14 protein-coding genes are annotated in these 17566 nt (G+C 71.2%); 3 read left to right on the top strand and 11 right to left on the bottom strand.

Going from position 1 to position 17566, the window contains the following annotated elements; genetic code table 11:
- Positions 1-4: 4 nt before the first annotated feature.
- The 6 genes from OG741_RS24545 to OG741_RS24520 all read right to left on the bottom strand — a co-directional run bounded on the left by OG741_RS24545 (position 5) and on the right by OG741_RS24520 (position 7598).
- Complete coding sequence (locus tag OG741_RS24545) at positions 5-1501, bottom strand: aldehyde dehydrogenase family protein (RefSeq protein ID WP_405601270.1); 1497 nt, start codon at positions 1499-1501, stop codon at positions 5-7.
- Positions 1502-2069: 568 nt separating this feature from the next.
- Positions 2070-3059 carry a malate dehydrogenase gene (locus tag OG741_RS24540; protein ID WP_405601268.1) on the bottom strand — a complete coding sequence of 330 codons (990 nt, stop codon included), beginning with the start codon at positions 3057-3059 and terminating at the stop codon, positions 2070-2072.
- A gap of 152 nt (positions 3060-3211) precedes the next feature.
- Positions 3212-4297 carry a DUF2690 domain-containing protein gene (locus OG741_RS24535; protein ID WP_405601266.1) on the bottom strand — a complete coding sequence of 362 codons (1086 nt, stop codon included), beginning with the start codon at positions 4295-4297 and terminating at the stop codon, positions 3212-3214.
- 429 nt (positions 4298-4726) lie between these two features.
- Complete coding sequence (locus tag OG741_RS24530; RefSeq protein WP_405601264.1) at positions 4727-5947, bottom strand: NADP-dependent isocitrate dehydrogenase; 1221 nt, start codon at positions 5945-5947, stop codon at positions 4727-4729.
- A gap of 65 nt (positions 5948-6012) precedes the next feature.
- Positions 6013-6708 (bottom strand): DUF3017 domain-containing protein, encoded by a 696-nt coding sequence (locus tag OG741_RS24525; protein ID WP_405601262.1) that lies wholly within the window; start codon positions 6706-6708, stop codon positions 6013-6015.
- Between the two features lie 23 nt (positions 6709-6731).
- A complete protein-coding gene (locus OG741_RS24520) occupies positions 6732-7598 on the bottom strand; it encodes a bifunctional methylenetetrahydrofolate dehydrogenase/methenyltetrahydrofolate cyclohydrolase (protein WP_405601260.1) in 867 nt (288 codons plus the stop codon).
- 263 nt (positions 7599-7861) lie between these two features.
- On the opposite strand from OG741_RS24520, the gene OG741_RS24515 reads away from it, so the two are divergent.
- Positions 7862-8464 carry a hypothetical protein gene (locus OG741_RS24515; RefSeq protein WP_405601258.1) on the top strand — a complete coding sequence of 201 codons (603 nt, stop codon included), beginning with the start codon at positions 7862-7864 and terminating at the stop codon, positions 8462-8464.
- A gap of 83 nt (positions 8465-8547) precedes the next feature.
- Here the strand turns inward: OG741_RS24515 and purH are convergent, their stop codons facing one another.
- Positions 8548-10101: a bifunctional phosphoribosylaminoimidazolecarboxamide formyltransferase/IMP cyclohydrolase gene (purH, locus tag OG741_RS24510; RefSeq protein WP_405601255.1), complete on the bottom strand. Its 1554-nt coding sequence runs from the start codon at positions 10099-10101 to the stop codon at positions 8548-8550.
- Positions 10088-10726 carry a phosphoribosylglycinamide formyltransferase gene (purN, locus tag OG741_RS24505; protein ID WP_361912407.1) on the bottom strand — a complete coding sequence of 213 codons (639 nt, stop codon included), beginning with the start codon at positions 10724-10726 and terminating at the stop codon, positions 10088-10090. The genes purH and purN overlap by 14 nt, the downstream gene beginning before the upstream one ends.
- A 255-nt stretch (positions 10727-10981) precedes the next feature.
- Between purN and OG741_RS24500 the strand changes: the two genes are divergently transcribed.
- Positions 10982-11755, top strand: a complete 774-nt coding sequence (locus OG741_RS24500; RefSeq protein ID WP_405601253.1) for a hypothetical protein — start codon at positions 10982-10984, stop codon at positions 11753-11755.
- A 609-nt stretch (positions 11756-12364) separates the two neighbouring features.
- Here OG741_RS24500 and OG741_RS24495 read toward each other — a convergent pair.
- Complete coding sequence (locus OG741_RS24495) at positions 12365-13927, bottom strand: DUF6350 family protein (RefSeq protein ID WP_405605743.1); 1563 nt, start codon at positions 13925-13927, stop codon at positions 12365-12367.
- A 124-nt stretch (positions 13928-14051) separates the two neighbouring features.
- Between OG741_RS24495 and OG741_RS24490 the strand changes: the two genes are divergently transcribed.
- Positions 14052-15278 carry a helix-turn-helix domain-containing protein gene (locus OG741_RS24490; protein WP_405601251.1) on the top strand — a complete coding sequence of 409 codons (1227 nt, stop codon included), beginning with the start codon at positions 14052-14054 and terminating at the stop codon, positions 15276-15278.
- Positions 15279-15353: 75 nt separating this feature from the next.
- Here the strand turns inward: OG741_RS24490 and sucD are convergent, their stop codons facing one another.
- Together sucD and sucC are read right to left on the bottom strand one after the other, a co-directional pair.
- Positions 15354-16238 carry a succinate--CoA ligase subunit alpha gene (gene sucD / locus OG741_RS24485; protein WP_266486715.1) on the bottom strand — a complete coding sequence of 295 codons (885 nt, stop codon included), beginning with the start codon at positions 16236-16238 and terminating at the stop codon, positions 15354-15356.
- Between the two features lie 16 nt (positions 16239-16254).
- On the bottom strand, positions 16255-17433 hold the full coding sequence (gene sucC / locus OG741_RS24480) for an ADP-forming succinate--CoA ligase subunit beta (RefSeq protein ID WP_266486713.1): 1179 nt from the start codon (positions 17431-17433) through the stop codon (positions 16255-16257).
- Positions 17434-17566: the final 133 nt, after the last annotated feature.

Raw genomic sequence — 17566 nt, 5'->3', positions numbered from 1 at the left:
TGGCTCAGCCCTTGAACCAGCGCACGGGGCGCGGGGCGAGGTTCTGGTAGACGTGCTTGGCCTCGCGGTACTCGGCGAGACCGGCGGGACCGAGCTCTCGCCCGATGCCGCTCTTTCCGAAGCCGCCCCACTCCGCCTGCGGGAGGTAGGGGTGGAAGTCGTTGATCCAGACGGTCCCGTGCCGCAGCCGCCCGGCGACGCGACGCGCCCGCCCCTGGTCGGCGGTCCACACCGCGCCGGCGAGGCCGTACTCGGTGTCGTTGGCGAGGGCGACGGCCTCGTCCTCGGTGCGGAAGGTCTCCACGGTCAGGACGGGCCCGAAGATCTCTTCGCGGACGACGCGCATGCCGCGGTGGCACTGGTCGAGGACGGTGGGCCGGTAGAAGTACCCCTCGGCGTACTCGTCCCCTTCGGGCCGCTGCCCGCCGGAGCGCAGCACCGCGCCCTCGGCGAGGGCGGACGCGACGTAGTCCTCGGTCCTGGCGAGCTGCTGCGCGGACACGAGGGGACCGCACTCGACACCCTCGTCGGTGCCGCGTCCGAGGCGGATCCGCTCGGCCCGGCGGGCGAGCTCGCCGACGAAGCGCTCGCGCAGGGACTCCTCGATGATGAGCCGGGACCCGGCGGAGCAGACCTGCCCGCTGTGGATGAAGGCGGCGTTCAGGGCCTGGTCAACGGCAGTGTCGAACCCGTCGTCGCTCTCGCAGGCATCCGCGAAGACGACGTTGGGGTTCTTGCCGCCGAGTTCGAGAGCGACCTTCTTGACGCTGTCGGCGGCGGCGCGCATCACCTTCGTACCGCTGGCGAGCCCGCCGGTGAAGGACACCAGGTCCACATCGGGATGCTCGGCGAGCCGGGCCCCGACGGTGTCGCCCGGGCCGGTCACGATGTTCGCCACACCGGCGGGCAGCCCCGCCTCCTCGAGCAGCTGGATCAGCTCGACGGTCGACAACGGAGTGATCTCGCTCGGCTTGATCACAAAAGTATTGCCCGCGGCCAGAGCCGGGGCAATCTTCCAACTCGCTTGAAGGAGTGGATAGTTCCACGGCGTGATGAGGGCACAGACCCCGACGGGTTCGTGCACCACGAAGCTGTGAATGTCCGGCGAACCGGCATCCACCACTCTCCCGCCGCTCTCGTTCATGACGAGGTCGGCGAAGTAGCGGAAGGCGTCGCTGACGCAGTCGACGTCGATACGGCCTTCTTCGACGGTCTTCCCGGCGTCCCGGCTCTCCAGCTGCCCGAGCGCCTCCCGGTTCCGCTGCAGCAGATCCGCGACGCGCCTGAGCACGGCGGCCCGCTCGGCCACCGGAGTCCGGGGCCATTCGCCCTGGTCGAACCCGGTACGCGCGGCGGCGACCGCGGCGTCCGCGTCCAGGGCCCCGCCCTCCGCGACGGAGGCGAACACGGTCGCGTCAGCGGGGTCGAGTATGTCGCGCGCGGAGCCGGAGGCGGCTGCCCGCCACTCTCCGCCCACGTGGATGGTCTGTTGTGCCGACACGTCGCGTTTTGCCTTCCCGTTCCCGATTTATTCCTCGCCGGTGTGGACCGGCGGACGGGGCGCCTGCCCCTGGGCGTGGGAAGCATGCGCAATGGGTGGTCGAAAGTGTCGCGTGTCACTTATCCGGTGCCTACGCCACGCATCGGGCCTTGCCTGGACCGCTTACGCGGCTCGGCGGAAATCGAGCGCGCGGGGCGTACGGCGTGCCCAGCTGTGGCGGGCGGACATCGCGGCGGGCCCCCTCGGGAGCCGCGGGTGTCGTAGAGGTCCCCGTCCCGGTGCACGATTCGGTCCTCGGCCTCCATCGGTCAAGGCGGGAAGAATCATCATCACGCGCATGACGGACAGACTGTCCGCAGTCGCCGGGGCGAGCCGCAGCGGTCAGGTGCGCCACGCCGCCAGGAGTTCCGCCGGACCATACGCGGCGTCAAGTCCGGTGTGCCTGCTGAGACCCCCAGAGACGAACGTCAAAGTCAGCAACATCAATGTTGGTAAGCCGCAAAGCATCCACATGCGAGAAAGCTCCCGGCAGCCATACGGCCGCCGGGAGCTTTCAGCGAATTGCGGATCAGATGAGGCCGAGCTCGCGGACCGCCGCGCGCTCCTCCTCCAGCTCCTTCACCGACGCGTCGATGCGCGCACGCGAGAACTCGTTGATGTCCAGGCCCTGGACGATCTCGTACGTGCCGTCCTTCGTGGTGACCGGGAACGACGAGATCAGGCCCTCCGGCACGCCGTACGAGCCGTCCGACGGGATGCCCATCGAGGTCCAGTCGCCGTCCGCGGTGCCGTTGACCCAGGTGTGGACGTGGTCGATGGCGGCGTTCGCGGCCGAGGCGGCCGAGGACGCGCCGCGGGCCTCGATGATCGCGGCGCCGCGCTTGGCGACGGTCGGGATGAACTCCTCGGCCAGCCACTTCTCGTCGTTGACGACCTCGGCGGCGTTCTTGCCGGCCACCGACGCGTGGAAGATGTCCGGGTACTGGGTCGCCGAGTGGTTGCCCCAGATGGTGAGGCGCTTGATGTCGGAGACGGCGGCGCCGGTCCTTGCGGCGAGCTGCGAGATCGCGCGGTTGTGGTCCAGGCGGGTCATCGCGGTGAAGCGGTCGGCCGGTACGTCCGGGGCAGCGGCCTGCGCGATGAGCGCGTTGGTGTTGGCCGGGTTGCCGACGACGAGGACCTTGATGTCGTCCGCGGCGTTGTCGTTGATGGCCTTGCCCTGCGGCTTGAAGATGCCGCCGTTGGCGGAGAGCAGGTCACCGCGCTCCATGCCCTTTGTGCGCGGGCGGGCGCCGACGAGCAGGGCCACGTTGGCGCCGTCGAAGGCGACGTTCGGGTCGTCGGTGATCTCGATCCCGCGCAGCAGCGGGAAGGCGCAGTCGTCGAGCTCCATCGCGGTGCCCTCGGCGGCCTTCAGGCCCTGCGGGATTTCGAGCAGACGCAGCTTCACCGGCACATCCGCGCCGAGCAGGTGGCCGGAGGCGATGCGGAAGAGCAGCGCGTAGCCGATCTGGCCGGCCGCGCCGGTCACGGTGACGTTGACGGGAGTGCGGGTCATGGCGATCTCCGTAAGACAGCTGGCGGTAGGGGTCCCTGCCCCTGATGCTGGACATCCCCCATGATCGATCGGTGTCTCGACATGAAGAGATATCCAGCGGTCAGGCTATCCGACCCCGGACACCGCCAACCTACGCCCCCTTGTGGCACGGATCACTGCGGCGTGGTGCAGCCGTTGACGCCCGTCGTGAGCGTGGCGCACGCCTTCGCGTCGGCCGGCCCGGTCACCGCGGTCATCGGGGTGTACGCGTCCTTGTCGGCGTTCACCAGGCCGTTCTGGGCGCCCTTGCCGCCCACGCTGATCTGCACCGTGTCGCCGGGTGCCGCGCGGGTGATACGGGCCCAGGACGCCTGGCAGGTCTTGCTGTAGCGGACCTCGACGAAGGCCGTGCCGACGGTCGCGGACGAGACGGTCTTGGCGAACTCGCCGCCGCAGCCCATCGCTTCCGGGTCCTGCCCGGTGCAGTCCTTGCCGCCGCACTTCACTCCATCGGGCAGCGGCGGGCTGCTGGTCGTCGGGGCGGTGGAGGGGGGCTTGGCCACGGGCTTGTCGTCGCCGTCCCCGCCCAGGTCGGTCAGCAGCACGGCCGCGGCGATCACCAGCAGGGCGCCGACGAGACCGGCCACGAACATGGTGACCTTGCGCTTGCCGCCGCCCCCATGTCCGGGGGACGGTGCGGAGGGCAGGGACCCCGGCGCGGACGAGGAGTCCGGGTGGCCCGGCCCGCCGAGTCCGCCCGGTTCGTTGTGCGTCGGTACGTACGACGGACTCTGCGGCTGGTGATCCCGGCTGCCCGGATCCCGGCGGCGCCTGCCCGGTTCGTGGCCGCTTTCCGGGTCCGCGGGCGCGGCCGTGCGGCCGCCCGCGCGGCCGTTCGCGGTGCCCGCCGGGGCAGGCCCGAACTCCCCGAGTGCGGCCCGCGCCTGGGATATCCGTATCGCTTCCATCGTCATGTCGTGACGCATCTCGGCCCGGCTCCAGGCGCGCTCGGCGAGCTCCCACATGGTGGTCAGATGCGTCTGGTTCGTACCGGTCACCTCGGCGAGCGCGACGATCGCGCCCTTGGGCGCGAGCAGCCGCCCGTTGAGATACCGCTCCCAGGACGTCTTGCTGTACCCGGTGCGGTCCGCCACCGCGGCGATGCCGAGCCCACTGCGGTCCACCAGTCGGCGCAGCTGACTGGTGAACTCCCTGACCTGCGGGTCCAACTCCTCCGGCAGTGCCTTCCAACGAGGCATGTGCTTCCCCCCTTGTCCCCCCGAACGTGCCTGATGTGCCCCGCGCTCCTGACCCCCTGCGGTGTACCTCGGGAGTCCGTGTACCGGACTACCCACTGGGATGCGCAGGGCAAGGATGTCAGTTCCTGTTATCGGCGTGCACGGGAGCACCCGGGTCGGTCGGCGCGCCCCGTTGTGCGCCCCGCCCCGGCTGCCGGACCCAGTCTCCCATCCGTTGCGGAACGATCACACCATGGCGGAACTGTCACTTCCGTGCCACAGGCCCCTGGCGAACCTTGTCCGAGATTGGCGCGTCCATGACTCTTGAAACACGACGGCGCCCGTCCTCCCTCGGGGGAGAGGACGGGCGCCGTCGGTGTTTGCGGGCGCGATACGTGCGGTCCGCCGGTGCCCGTTCGGGCGCTGTGTCCGCGGCAGTTGCCCTGGCCGTCAGGCGGAGGCCATCTTCTTCCGCAGATTCGCGTCGAGCACGTCCAGGAACTGCTCCGTGGTCAGCCATGGCGTGTCCTTGGAAATCAGCAGCGCCAGGTCCTTCGTCATCCGGCCACTCTCGACGGTGTCGATGCAGACCTGCTCCAGGGTTTGGGCGAACCTGGTGACCGCGGGTGTGCCGTCCAGCTCGCCCCGGTGGGCGAGACCACGGGTCCAGGCGAAGATCGAGGCGATGGGGTTGGTCGAAGTCGCCCTGCCCTGCTGGTGCTGGCGGTAGTGGCGGGTGACCGTGCCGTGCGCGGCCTCGGCCTCGACGGTCCTGCCGTCGGGCGACATGAGGACCGACGTCATCAGGCCGAGCGAGCCGAAGCCCTGCGCGACGATGTCGGACTGGACGTCGCCGTCGTAGTTCTTGCACGCCCAGACGTAGCCGCCCTCCCACTTGAGCGCCGCGGCGACCATGTCGTCGATGAGGCGGTGCTCGTAGGTCAGACCGGCCTTGTCGAAGTCGGCCTTGAACTCGGCGTCGAAGGTCTCCTGGAAGATGTCCTTGAAGCGGCCGTCGTACTTCTTGAGGATCGTGTTCTTCGTCGACATGTAGACCGGGAAGTCACGCGCCAGGCCGTAGCGGAAGGAGGCGCGCGCGAAGTCGCGGATCGAGTCGTCGTGGTTGTACATGCCGAGCGCGACACCGGCGCCCGGGAACTCGTGGACCTCCACCTCGATCGGCTCGGAGCCGTCCTTGGGGGTGAAGGTCATGGTGAGCGTGCCGGGGCCCGGGATCTTCAGGTCGGTGGCGCGGTACTGGTCGCCGAAGGCGTGACGGCCGACGACGATCGGCCTGGTCCATCCCGGCACGAGCCGCGGCACGTTCTCCATGATGATCGGCTCGCGGAAGATCACGCCGCCGAGGATGTTGCGGATGGTGCCGTTCGGCGAGCGGTACATCGCCTTGAGGTTGAACTCCTCGACCCGCGCCTCGTCCGGCGTGATGGTCGCGCACTTCACGCCGACGCCGTACTCCTTGATGGCGTTGGCCGCGTCGACGGTCACCTGGTCGTTGGTGGCGTCGCGGTGCTCAATGCCCAGGTCGAAGTACTTCAGCTCGACGTCGAGGTACGGAAGGATCAGCTTGTCCTTGATGAAGGACCAGATGATGCGGGTCATCTCGTCGCCGTCGAGCTCGACGACGGGGTTGGCTACGGTGATCTTGGCCATGAGGTGGAACGTCCCTCTCACGCGTCGATGTGTCCCGCCCTCAAGGTACTCGACGTGAGCGCGTGCTAACGCACGGTGAAGTGGACCGCGTCCTCCAGGAACGGGACGTCCAGCCAGGGGTTCGGCTGGGTCACGAGCGCGATCAGCACGATCACCGTGCCGAGCAGTCCGTACGTGACCATGTCGGTGAAGCGGGAGCGCACCGCGAGCATTCCGACGGAGGGCAGGATCCGGCGCAGGACGGCGCCGGTGACGAGCGCGACCCCGATGAGGATCGTGCCCACCCGGAACGCGTCGGCGAAGGCGTCCGTGCCGACGATGACGAGCCCGAGACCGGCCAGGGCGAGAACGGTGAGCAGGGGCCACTGCCGCGCGGGCGCGGAAGCGTCGCCGGGGGCGGCGCGCCCGCCGCCTTCGGGCCGGGCGGTGTCCTGAGTCAGGGAGGGCGGCCGCCGGGAGGGGGCTTTGGGGGCGGGCTGGGTCTCGGCCTCCGGCGCGTGCGGTGCGTCGGCGGTGTGGGCCTCGGGCATCCTGTCCGAGTCGCCGGAGCCCGTACCGCTGGAGCCCTCGGAGTGGGCGTCCGCAGCCGCGGTCCGCGGGTGGACGGCCTCCGCCAGGACGGCCGCGGCCGCCACGTCCGGGGCAGGCGCCGCGGCCGCCATGCCCCGTGCAGGCTCGCCCGCGGGGCCGGGCCCGGCCCCGGGGGCCGCGCCCGCCGCGCCGCCGGCCGGCTCGGATTCGTCGTTCGTGCGTACGCCCATGGGCTCAGCCTCTCCCGATCCGCTCAGCCCTCGGCAGCGACAGTCGCGCGCTCGGCCGCCTCGACGACATTGACCAGCAGCTGCGCGCGGGTCATCGGGCCCACGCCGCCCGGGTTCGGCGAGATCCAGCCCGCCACCTCCGCGACGCCCGGGTGGACGTCTCCGGCGATCTTGCCCTCCGCGTCACGGCTGACGCCGACGTCGAGGACCGCGGCCCCCGGCTTGACGTCCTCGGGCCTGATGATGTGCTGCACACCGGCCGCCGACACGATGATGTCGGCCTGCCGCAGATGCATCGGCAGATCACGCGTGCCGGTGTGGCACTGCGTCACCGTCGCGTTCTCGGACTTGCGGGTGAGCATCAGCGGCAGGGAGCGGCCCACGGTGATACCGCGGCCCAGGACCACGATGTGCGCGCCCTTGATCTCGACGCCGTGGTGGCGGAGCAGCTGGATGATGCCGTTCGGAGTGCACGGCAGCGGCCCCTCGATGCCCAGCACGAGGCGCCCGAGGCTCATCGGGTGCAGCCCGTCCGCGTCCTTGGCCGGGTCCATCAGCTCGAGCACCTTGTTGGTGTCGATGTGCTTGGGCAGCGGGAGCTGGACGATGTAGCCGGTGCACTCGGGGTCGTCGTTGAGCTCGCGGACGACCGCCTCGATCTCTTCCTGCGAGGCGGTGTCCGGCAGTTCGCGCTGGATGGAGGCGATGCCGACCTGCGCGCAGTCGCGGTGCTTGCCGTTGACGTACCACCGGCTGCCGGGGTCGTCCCCGACCAGCAGCGTCCCGAGGCCGGGGGTGATGCCCCGCTCCTTGAGGGCCGCCACGCGGGCGGTCAGGTCGGACTTGATCGCGGCTGCGGTGGCCTTGCCATCGAGAATCTGGGCAGTCATGGACCCATCCTCGCGGATGGACCCGCCCCGGTTCCAATTCGGCCCTCGTTCCGGTGGCCGCACGCGCCCCTCCTGCCCCGGCAAACCGAAGGGGAGGTTGCACTTGCACAACACATACGGATACCGACTGGACAAAAAGTCGACGTTAATACCACGATGATCCGCGCAGTACCGCGGCAGTGTTGGGGGGCAAACCGCTGATCTTGTGAAGTTCCTCCGCTCGGACCGCATCGTCCCCGCACTTTCAACGGAGGAATCCCCCCATGAGCTTCGGCGACCCGAACAACCCGTACGGCCAGCCTCAGGGCGGTCAGCCGGGCTACGGCCAGCCCCAGGGCGGCCAGCCGGGATACGGCCAGCCCCAGCCGCAGGGTCAGCCCGGTTACGGCTACCCGCAGGCCCCGCCGGTCACGCCGTACGGCGGCGGCTTCGCGGGCGGCCCCACGGAGATGCCGGGCGGGGTGAAGGCGGCCCGCGTGATGCTCTTCATCATCGCGGGCTTCCAGGTGATCGGCGCGATCTTCGGCGCGCTGGGTGCCATCGGCGTCGCCAAGGCCAAGGACGACCCGGCCCTCAAGGACGACGTCCAGTTCCAGCAGCTCGCCGACTTCTCGGTCGGCGCGGTGTGGGCCATCGCCTTCCTGATCCTGGCCTGGGGCATCCTCGCGATCGTGCTCGGCGTCAAGTTCAGCAGCGGCGGCAACGGCATCCGCATCACCGCGATGGTCTTCGGCATCATCACGGCGGTCCTGGGCATCTACCCGTTCGTCGTCGTGGGCCTTGTCCACACCGTTCTCGCGATCCTCATCACCGTGTTCGTCGGCAAGTCCGACGGCGGCGAGTGGTTCAACCGCGCGCAGCGCTGAGCCTTTCGACAGCACGAAGGCCGTAAACCCCGCCGGCGGGCGGGGTTTACGGCCTTCTGCCGTTCAGGTCGGATGAAGTCGGGTCAGTGAAAGAAGTGCCGCGTGGCCGTGAAGTACATCGTCACGCCCGCCTTCTTCGCCGCCTCGACCACCAGCTCGTCCCGTACCGAACCGCCCGGCTGCACCACGGCCTTGACGCCCGCCGCGGTCAGGATCTCCAGGCCGTCAGGGAACGGGAAGAACGCGTCCGAGGCCGCGTACGAGCCCTGCGCCCGCTCCTCGCCGGCGCGTTCGACCGCGAGCTTCGCCGAGTCGACGCGGTTGACCTGGCCCATGCCGACGCCGACCGACGCACCGCCCTTCGCGAGCAGGATCGCGTTGGACTTCACCGCGCGGCAGGCCCGCCACGCGAAGGCGAGCTCGGCCAGCTCGCCGGCGGTCAGCGCCTCGCCGGTCGCGAGCGTCCAGTTCGCCGGGTCGTCGCCGTCGGCCTGGAGGCGGTCGGTGACCTGGAGCAGCGCGCCGCCGTCGATCGGCTTGAGCTCGACCGGGTTGGCCGGGGCGCCCTCGGCGCGCAGCACGCGGATGTTCTTCTTGCGGGCGAGGATCTCGACCGCGCCGTCCTCGTAGCCGGGGGCGACGATGACCTCGGTGAAGATCTCGGCGACCTGCTCCGCCATCTCCTTGGAGACCGGGCGGTTGACCGCGATCACTCCGCCGAACGCGGACAGCGGGTCGCAGGCGTGCGCCTTGCGGTGCGCCTCGGCGACGTCCGCGCCGACCGCGATACCGCACGGGTTTGCGTGCTTGATGATCGCGACGCACGGCTCGGTGTGGTCGTACGCGGCACGGCGGGCGGCGTCAGTGTCCGTGTAGTTGTTGTACGACATCTCCTTGCCGTGCAGCTGCTCGGCCTCGGCGAGGCCACCGTTGCCGTTGACGTACAGCGCGGCGCCCTGGTGCGGGTTCTCGCCGTAGCGCAGGACGTTCTCGCGCTCCCAGGTGCCACCGAGGAAGTCGGGGAAGCCCGACTCGTCGGCCGGGGCGTACGAACTCGCGAACCAGGAGGCGACGGCCACGTCGTACGCGGCGGTGTGCTGGAAGGCCTCGGCGGCCAGGCGCTTGCGGGCGGCCAGGTCGAAGCCGCCCTCCTTCACCGCGGCGAGAACGTCCTTGTACCGCGCGGGGCTGGTGACGACCGCGACGGACGGGTGGTTCTTGGCGGCGGCGCGGACCATCGACGGGCCGCCGATGTCGATCTGCTCGACGCACTCGTCCGGGGTGGCGCCCGAAGCGACGGTCTCCCGGAAGGGGTACAGGTTCACGACCACCAGGTCGAAGGGCTCGACGCCGAGCTCGGCGAGCTGCTCGCGGTGCGACTCGAGGCGCAGATCGGCGAGGATCCCGGCGTGCACGCGCGGGTGCAGCGTCTTGACCCGGCCGTCCAGGCACTCGGGGAAGCCGGTGAGCTCCTCGACCCTGGTGACCGGCACCCCGGCCGCGGCGATCTTCGCGGCGGTGGAACCGGTGGAGACCAGCTCGACGCCGGCCTCGTGGAGCCCGCGGGCGAGCTCCTCCAGCCCTGTCTTGTCGTAGACACTCACCAGCGCGCGACGGATGGGCTTATTCACCGACATGAACCTTTCGTCCCTCAATGCGGTAGCCGTTACGGGCCAGACGCCCCACGACCTCGACGAGCAGCTGACGCTCGACTTCCTTGATGCGCTCGTGAAGAGCGGCTTCGTCGTCCTTGTCCCGGACCTCGACCACGCCCTGCGCGATGATCGGTCCGGTGTCGACGCCGTCGTCGACGAAGTGGACGGTGCACCCGGTGACCTTCGCGCCGTACGCGAGCGCGTCACGCACGCCGTGGGCTCCGGGGAAGCTGGGCAGCAGGGCGGGATGCGTGTTCACGAACCGTCCGCCGAAGCGGGCGAGGAATTCCTTGCCCACGATCTTCATGAAACCGGCCGAGACGACCAGGTCCGGTTCGTACGCGGCGGTGGCCTCGGCGAGCGCGAGATCCCACGCCTCGCGGGTCTCGTAGTCCTTCACCTTGCACACGAAAGTGGGCAGCCCGGCGCGCTCGGCGCGCTCGAGACCCGCGATCGCGTCCCGGTCTGCCCCGACGGCGACGATACGGGCGCCGAAGCCCTGCGGATCGTCGTCGATGGCGTCGAGCAGAGCCTGCAGATTCGTACCGGATCCGGAGACCAGGACCACGAGGCGGGCCGGGCGGGCGGAGTGGGGCGGGGAGGCCACGGCGGGTCTCTTTCTCGCGTGCTTGCTGTTCGCTGGCTGTTCGGCGTTTGTGTGGTCCTACAAACCCGTCGCGCCCCGCGATACGGGGAACTCTACGAAGGGGCCGACCGTCAGCAACGATACCGGCACACAGAACGGCCCCCACGGGACGGGGGCGTGGCCGAGAGGTAGCGTCTGGGGACAGGCCCGTCCCCCGACGGGCACGACGACACAAGACCCCATGCGCGCTGGGTCTGAGGGGAAGACGTTCACCAGATGCCGGACCGACGCCGCCGTACGGACCTCCTGTTGCCGCGGGAGCGCCAGTCCACGGATGACAACAATCCCTTCGCGCCGCCGCCGGAGGGCCGGCCGGACCAGCCCTGGCAGCCGCGCCACCCTGCGAACGACGGCAACTCCGACGATCCGTCGTCCGGCTCGTCCGGCCCGTCGGACTCCTCGGGCGACCAGGGCGAGCGCCCGGCCTGGGGCAGCCAGTGGAGCAGCCGCCAGCCGGGCCGCTCGTCGGGCGGCGGCTTCGGCGGCCGCCCCGGCGGCCAGAACGGTGAGAACGGCCAGAACGGCGGAGACCGCCAGGGCAAGGACGGCGGCTCGCCCGGCGGCCTGAAGTGGGACCCGACGGACCCGGCCCAGCGGCGGGCTCGGTATGCGCTGCTGTCGGGCATGTGGGCGTTCTTCTTCGCGCTGTTCGACCTCCCGGAGATCGCGCTGCTGCTGGGTGCGCTGGCGCTGTACTGGAGCATCAGCTCCCTGCGCGCCAAGCCCCAGCGCCGCCCGGTGGACCCGACGTCCCCTCCCCCGCCCCCGACGCCGCCGACGCCCCCGAATAAGCCCCAGCTGACGGCGGCGGTGAGCGGCCTGGTGATGGCGAGCATCGCGCTGGTGATCGTGGCGGCGTCGTTCACGGCGCAGCTGGTGTACCGCGACTACTACACGTGCGTGAACGACGCCCTGACGAAGTCGGGCCAACTGGCCTGCAACGACTTGCTGCCGGACCCGCTGCGCGGAGTGATCGGCGTCAAGGAGTAGCCCCGGCCCACTGAACGCGGCGGCGATGCCGCTCCCGCCCCATCGTGACGGCCGGGGCTTGCCCGGGTGCCCATCCGGGTGCGGCAGTCGGGCCGACGTTCCCTTGCGGCGCGAAGCTGCCGCACACCCGGGGCCGGGGGCTGCCGCCGCGCCCGCCTGCGCCCCACCCCAGACAGGTGTGCTGGCCCCGCCCACGCACCTTGCAACGCGAAGCTGCCGCGCCCCCGGGCCGGGGGGCTGCCCGGGTACGGCAGTCTGGCCGACGTCCCCTGCGGCGCGAGCTGCCGCTCACCGGCGGCCGGAGGCCTGCCCCCGTGCCCACCTGCGGCCACCCCCAGACAGGTCTGCGGGCCCGCCCACGGCCCCTCGCGGCGCGAAGCTGCCGCACACCCCGGGGCCAGGGGCCAGTCCGTCCGCCTGCGGCCCACTACTGCCCCACCAGACAGGTCTGCCGGCCTCTCCGACGTTCCCCTGCGGCGCGAGCTGCCGCGCACCCGGGCCGGGGGGCCTGCCCCGTGCCCGGCCCGCGGCGCGAAGCTGCCGCCTCCCCGGGGGTCTGGGGGCCGGGCCCCCAGTTTCGGGAAGGGGCGGGGCTGGGGAAAAACCCTCCTACGGTGCCGCCGACGGCCTGGGCTCTTCCGGTGCCGGTGGCTCTCCATCCGGCTCCGCCGCAACGAGCGGCGCCGACGACCCGGGCTCTTCCGGTGCGGGTGGCTCACCCTCCGGCTCCGCCGCAACCAGCGGCACCGACGGCTCGGGCTCCTCCGGTGCCGGTGGCTCCGCCGCAACCGGCGCCGGCGGGAACTCCGCCATCAGGCCCCCCGACGCCTCCTCCAGCGCCACCACCGGCAGGAAGTCGTACCCCTCTGCCTCCTCCGCCTCCTCCGACGCCGACGCCGACGCCGACGGCAAAGCAGGCTCGGCCACAACCCCCACCCCCCGCATCCGCCACGCCCGTACCCCCAGCGCCCCCGGCACCCCCACCGCCGCCGTCCAGACCGTCGCCGCCGCGCCCGTCAGCCACCACACCGGGCCGAACACCGCCAGCCTGCCCGTGCCCATCGGGCCGCCCGCCGCCGCCGCGAGCACTGTGGTGAGGAGCCCGCAGCCCACCGCGCCCAGCAGCGCCGCGAGCGCGGTCTCGCGGACGCCCGACACCGCGTCTCTCCGTACCGTGAACCAGGCGATCACCATCCCCGCCACCACCGGCACGACCACCACCGCCCAGTTCGGCGGGGTCCCGCGCCCCTCCGCCGGGACCGCGGACAGCAGCGGGAAGTGCGGCAGTGCCGGGTCGCCGGTGAGCGCGAGCGGCGTCGCCATGGCGCCCGTACCGAGTGCGAAGCCCGGGCCGAGACCGTACGCCGCCCCCCACACCGCCGCGTTCGGCACCAGCGCAAGCCCCAGCAGCAGCAGCGCGAGCCGTCCCGACCACTCGTCCGCGAGGTGCAGGAACGAGTCCTGCGTCGCGTCCGCGTGCCACACCAGTGACACCGCGACCAGCAGCGCCCCACCCCCCAGCAACGCAAGCGCCCCCGCCGTCGCGGACCGCGCGGCGACGGTGTTCCGGGTACGGGCGAGCTCGGCCCGTACCCGCTCGGGCAGCCACGCGGGCAGCGGCCCGAGCGGCCACCCGCTCGCGTTCCACACCCCGGCCGCCGCGGAGCCCCCGGCCACCAGCGGCAGATGGAGGAGTGCGCTCAGCGGGTCGGCGGCCAGCGGACCGCGCGTCGCATAGACGACCACGGCCCCGCCGACCAGCAGATATCCCGCGGTCACCGCGCACAGCACCCCCCGCGCCGAAGCCCGCGGCCGCCCCTCGTCCGGTTCGAGCGCTTCGCGTGCGGCCCGGTGCGTGAGCAGCGCGGGCAGGGCGATGAGGAGCAGCGGTACGACGCCGACCGGCGCCGGGTTCCCGGAGAGCGTGTCGGCGCGTACGAGCTCGGTGCCGTGCGCCAGCAGCCACAGCCCCGCGGCGACGTGCAGTGCCCCGCCGGGACCCCTGTCCGGGTAGGGGGAGCTGATCCACAGCATCATCACGAGGGCGGCGAGCGCGCCGAGCCCGAGCCCTGCGGCGGTCACCCCGCGTACGAGGGCCGCGGCCAGCGCGGGCGCCCGGCCCCCCTGGACGACGGCCGGGGCCTGCGACAGCAACGGGCTGGGCTCAGTCATCTGCGTCACGCGGCCATGCTGCCAACGACACGCGGTTTATCCATGTAACAGGCGAATGCCCGCTGTGTCGCTCAAGATACGTTTATGTACTTTTCGCCTGGTGCAGCGCTGCGGGGAGCCTCTCATGGTTGAGAGCACCCGCCACTCTGCGTCCGACTCCCTGCCCTCCCCCAAGGAACGGCGCAGGCTGCGCGAGGCGATGTCCCTGAGCGAGGAGCAGGTGGCGGCAGCGGTCGGCGTCACACGGGCGACGGTCAGGAACTGGGAGACCGGGCGGAGCAGCCCCCGGGGACGCAAGCTCAAGCTGTACGCGCAGCTCCTCGCGGATGCGGGACCCGAGGAGTCGCCCCGTACACCGGACCCTGAACCGGCACCCAAGCCCAAGCCCAAGCCCCAGCCCCAGCCCCAGCCCAAGGAGGCTCACGCCACCACCCGGCCGAAGCCCGCCGCCAAGCGCGCGGCCAAGCCCCCCACGCTCCCCGCCCACCCGGCCCCGCCGCCCCCCGGCGCACCGCAGTCCACCCCGCCCCTGACACCGCCCGAACCCCCGGCCCCAACCCCGGCCGAGGCCTTCGACGCCCTCTACGCCTACGCCGCCCCCGCGCTCGTACGCCAGGCCTACCTGCTCACCGGCCGTAGCAGGCTCTCCCACGAGGCCGTCGAGCGCGCCTTCCACCTCGCCTGGGAGCGCTGGCCCGAGGTCGCGGTCGACGGGGACCCGCCCGGCTGGGTGCGGGCCGCCGCGTACGAGCACGCCATGTCTCCCTGGCAGCGAATGCGGCGCGTACACCGCCACCCCGACGCCCCGCCCGCCGAGCAGGACCGCCGCGAACTGCTGGACGCACTCCTCGAACTGCCCCCGCACTACCGCCGGACCCTGCTGCTCTACGACGGCGTGGGCCTCGATCTGCCCGACACGGCCGCCGAGACGGAGGCGAGCACGCCCGCCGCGGCGAGCCGGGTGCTGCACGCGCGCGCCGCGCTGGCCGAGCGGGTGCCCGGACTCGACGCGCCGGACACACTCCACGACCGGCTCACGGCACTCGCCAACTCCTGTCCGGCGCCCCGGCTGATGCCCGCCCAGGCGGTACGGACGGGCAGCGAGCGCCGGGCCCGGTACTGGACGCGGGTCGCTGTCACCGTCACCACCCTGATCGTCGGTGTCACCGCTCTGACGATGCTCAACGCGCCGACCCGGTACGAGCCGCCGGTCTCCCCCGGCCGGCAGGTCGAGGGCGTACCGCCGCACAAAGGACCGCAGAAGCTGACCCCGAAGGACAAGAAGCTGCGCGCGAGGCTGCTCTCCGAGCCGGCGCACGGCCCGGAACGGCTCGTACCGCAAGATCGCTGAGCCGGCGGGCCCAGGAACGCGTGTGGGCCCGCACCTCGTTGAGAGGTGCGGGCCCACACGTGCGTACTGCGAAGGTCAGCCGGCCAGAATGGCGCGCGCCAGCTTGGCCGTCTCGGTCGGCGTCTTGCCGACCTTGACGCCCGCGGCCTCGAGGGCCTCCTGCTTCGCCGCGGCCGTGCCGGAGGAGCCGGACACGATGGCGCCGGCGTGGCCCATGGTCTTGCCCTCGGGCGCGGTGAAGCCTGCGACGTAGCCGACGACCGGCTTGGAGACGTTCTTCGCGATGAAGTCCGCCGCACGCTCCTCGGCGTCGCCGCCGATCTCGCCGATCATCACGATCAGCTCGGTCTCCGGGTCGGCCTCGAACGCCGCGAGGGCGTCGATGTGCGTCGTACCGATGACCGGGTCGCCACCGATGCCGACGGCGGAGGAGAAGCCGATGTCACGGAGCTCGTACATCATCTGGTAGGTCAGCGTGCCGGACTTGGACACGAGACCGATGCGGCCGGGCTTGGTGATGTCGCCCGGGATGATGCCGGCGTTGGACTGGCCGGGAGTGATCAGGCCGGGGCAGTTCGGACCGATGATCCGCGTCTTGTTGCCCTTGCTGACGGCGTACGACCAGAACGCGGCGGAGTCGTGCACCGCGATGCCCTCGGTGATGACGACGGCCAGCGGGATCTCGGCGTCGATCGCCTCGACGACGGCGGCCTTGGCGAATGCCGGCGGCACGAAGAGGACGGAGACGTCGGCCCCGGTCTTCTCCATCGCCTCGGCGACCGAGCCGAAGACCGGCACCTCGGTGCCGTCGAAGTCGACGCTGGTGCCCGCCTTGCGGGGGTTCACGCCACCGACGATGTTGGTGCCGTCGGCCAGCATGAGCTTGGTGTGCTTCATGCCGGTGGAGCCGGTCATCCCCTGGACGATGACCTTGCTGTCCTTGGTGAGGAAGATAGCCATGGTGGTCTGATTTCCCTTACTTCGCGGCCGCGAGCTCGGCGGCCTTGTCGGCCGCGCCGTCCATGGTGTCCACGCGCTGCACGAGCGGGTGGTTGGCGTCGGACAGGATCTGGCGACCCAGCTCCGCGTTGTTGCCGTCGAGGCGCACGACCAGCGGCTTGGTGACTGCCTCGCCCTTGGTCTTGAGCAGCTCCAGGGCCTGGACGATGCCCTTGGCGACCTCGTCGCAGGCGGTGATGCCGCCGAAGACGTTGACGAACACGGACCGGACGTCCGGGTCGCCGAGGATGATCTCGAGGCCGTTCGCCATGACCTCGGCAGAGGCGCCGCCGCCGATGTCGAGGAAGTTGGCGGGCTTCACGCCGCCGTGGTTCTCACCGGCGTACGCGACGACGTCGAGGGTCGACATGACCAGACCCGCGCCGTTGCCGATGATGCCGACCTCGCCGTCGAGCTTGACGTAGTTGAGGTTCTTGGCCTTGGCGGCAGCCTCGAGCGGGTTGGCTGCGTCCTTGTCCTCGAACGCCGCGTGCTCCGGCTGGCGGAAGTCGGCGTTCTCGTCGAGCGAGACCTTGCCGTCCAGAGCGATGACGCGGCCGTCGGCGACCTTGGCCAGCGGGTTGACCTCGACGAGGAGGGCGTCCTCTTCGATGAAGGTCTTCCACAGGGTCACGAGGATGTCGGCGACCTGGTCGGCGACATCGGCCGGGAACTTCGCGGCCGCGACGATCTCACGGGCCTTCTCCAGGTCGACGCCCTCGTTGGCGTTGACGGGGATCTTCGCGAGGGCCTCGGGGTTCTCCTCCGCGACGACCTCGATCTCCACGCCGCCCTGGACGGAGGCCATGGCGAGGAACGTGCGGTTGGTGCGGTCGAGGAGGTACGAAACGTAGTACTCCTCGGCGATCTCCGGCGCCGTCTCCGCGAGCATGACCTTGTGGACCGTGTGGCCCTTGATGTCCATGCCGAGGATCTGACCGGCCTTCTCGACGGCGTCGTCCGGGTCGGAGGCCAGCTTCACGCCGCCGGCCTTGCCGCGGCCGCCGACCTTCACCTGCGCCTTGACGACCGACCGGCCGCCCAGACGCTCGGTCACCTCGCGCGCCGCCTCAGGCGTGTCGATGACTTCACCGGCCAGCACCGGTACACCGTGCTTGGCGAAGAGGTCCCTCGCCTGGTACTCGAACAGGTCCACGCGCGTCCGTCCCTTTTCTACTGATCGCGGTTCGTTGTCTGCGTGGGCGTGCCGCGAAGGGCAACGTGACTGCGCTGTCACAAGGGAGGCGTACACGGTGGCCGAGTACGCGGCATGTCCGTCTCGCAGGTTA

It is taken from the genome of Streptomyces sp. NBC_01410, from assembly GCF_045040195.1.
In the GTDB taxonomy this organism is placed as follows: Bacteria; Actinomycetota; Actinomycetes; order Streptomycetales; family Streptomycetaceae; genus Streptomyces.
Note: the sequence above shows the minus strand (reverse complement) of the source record. Positions and strands in the feature narration are given on the sequence as shown.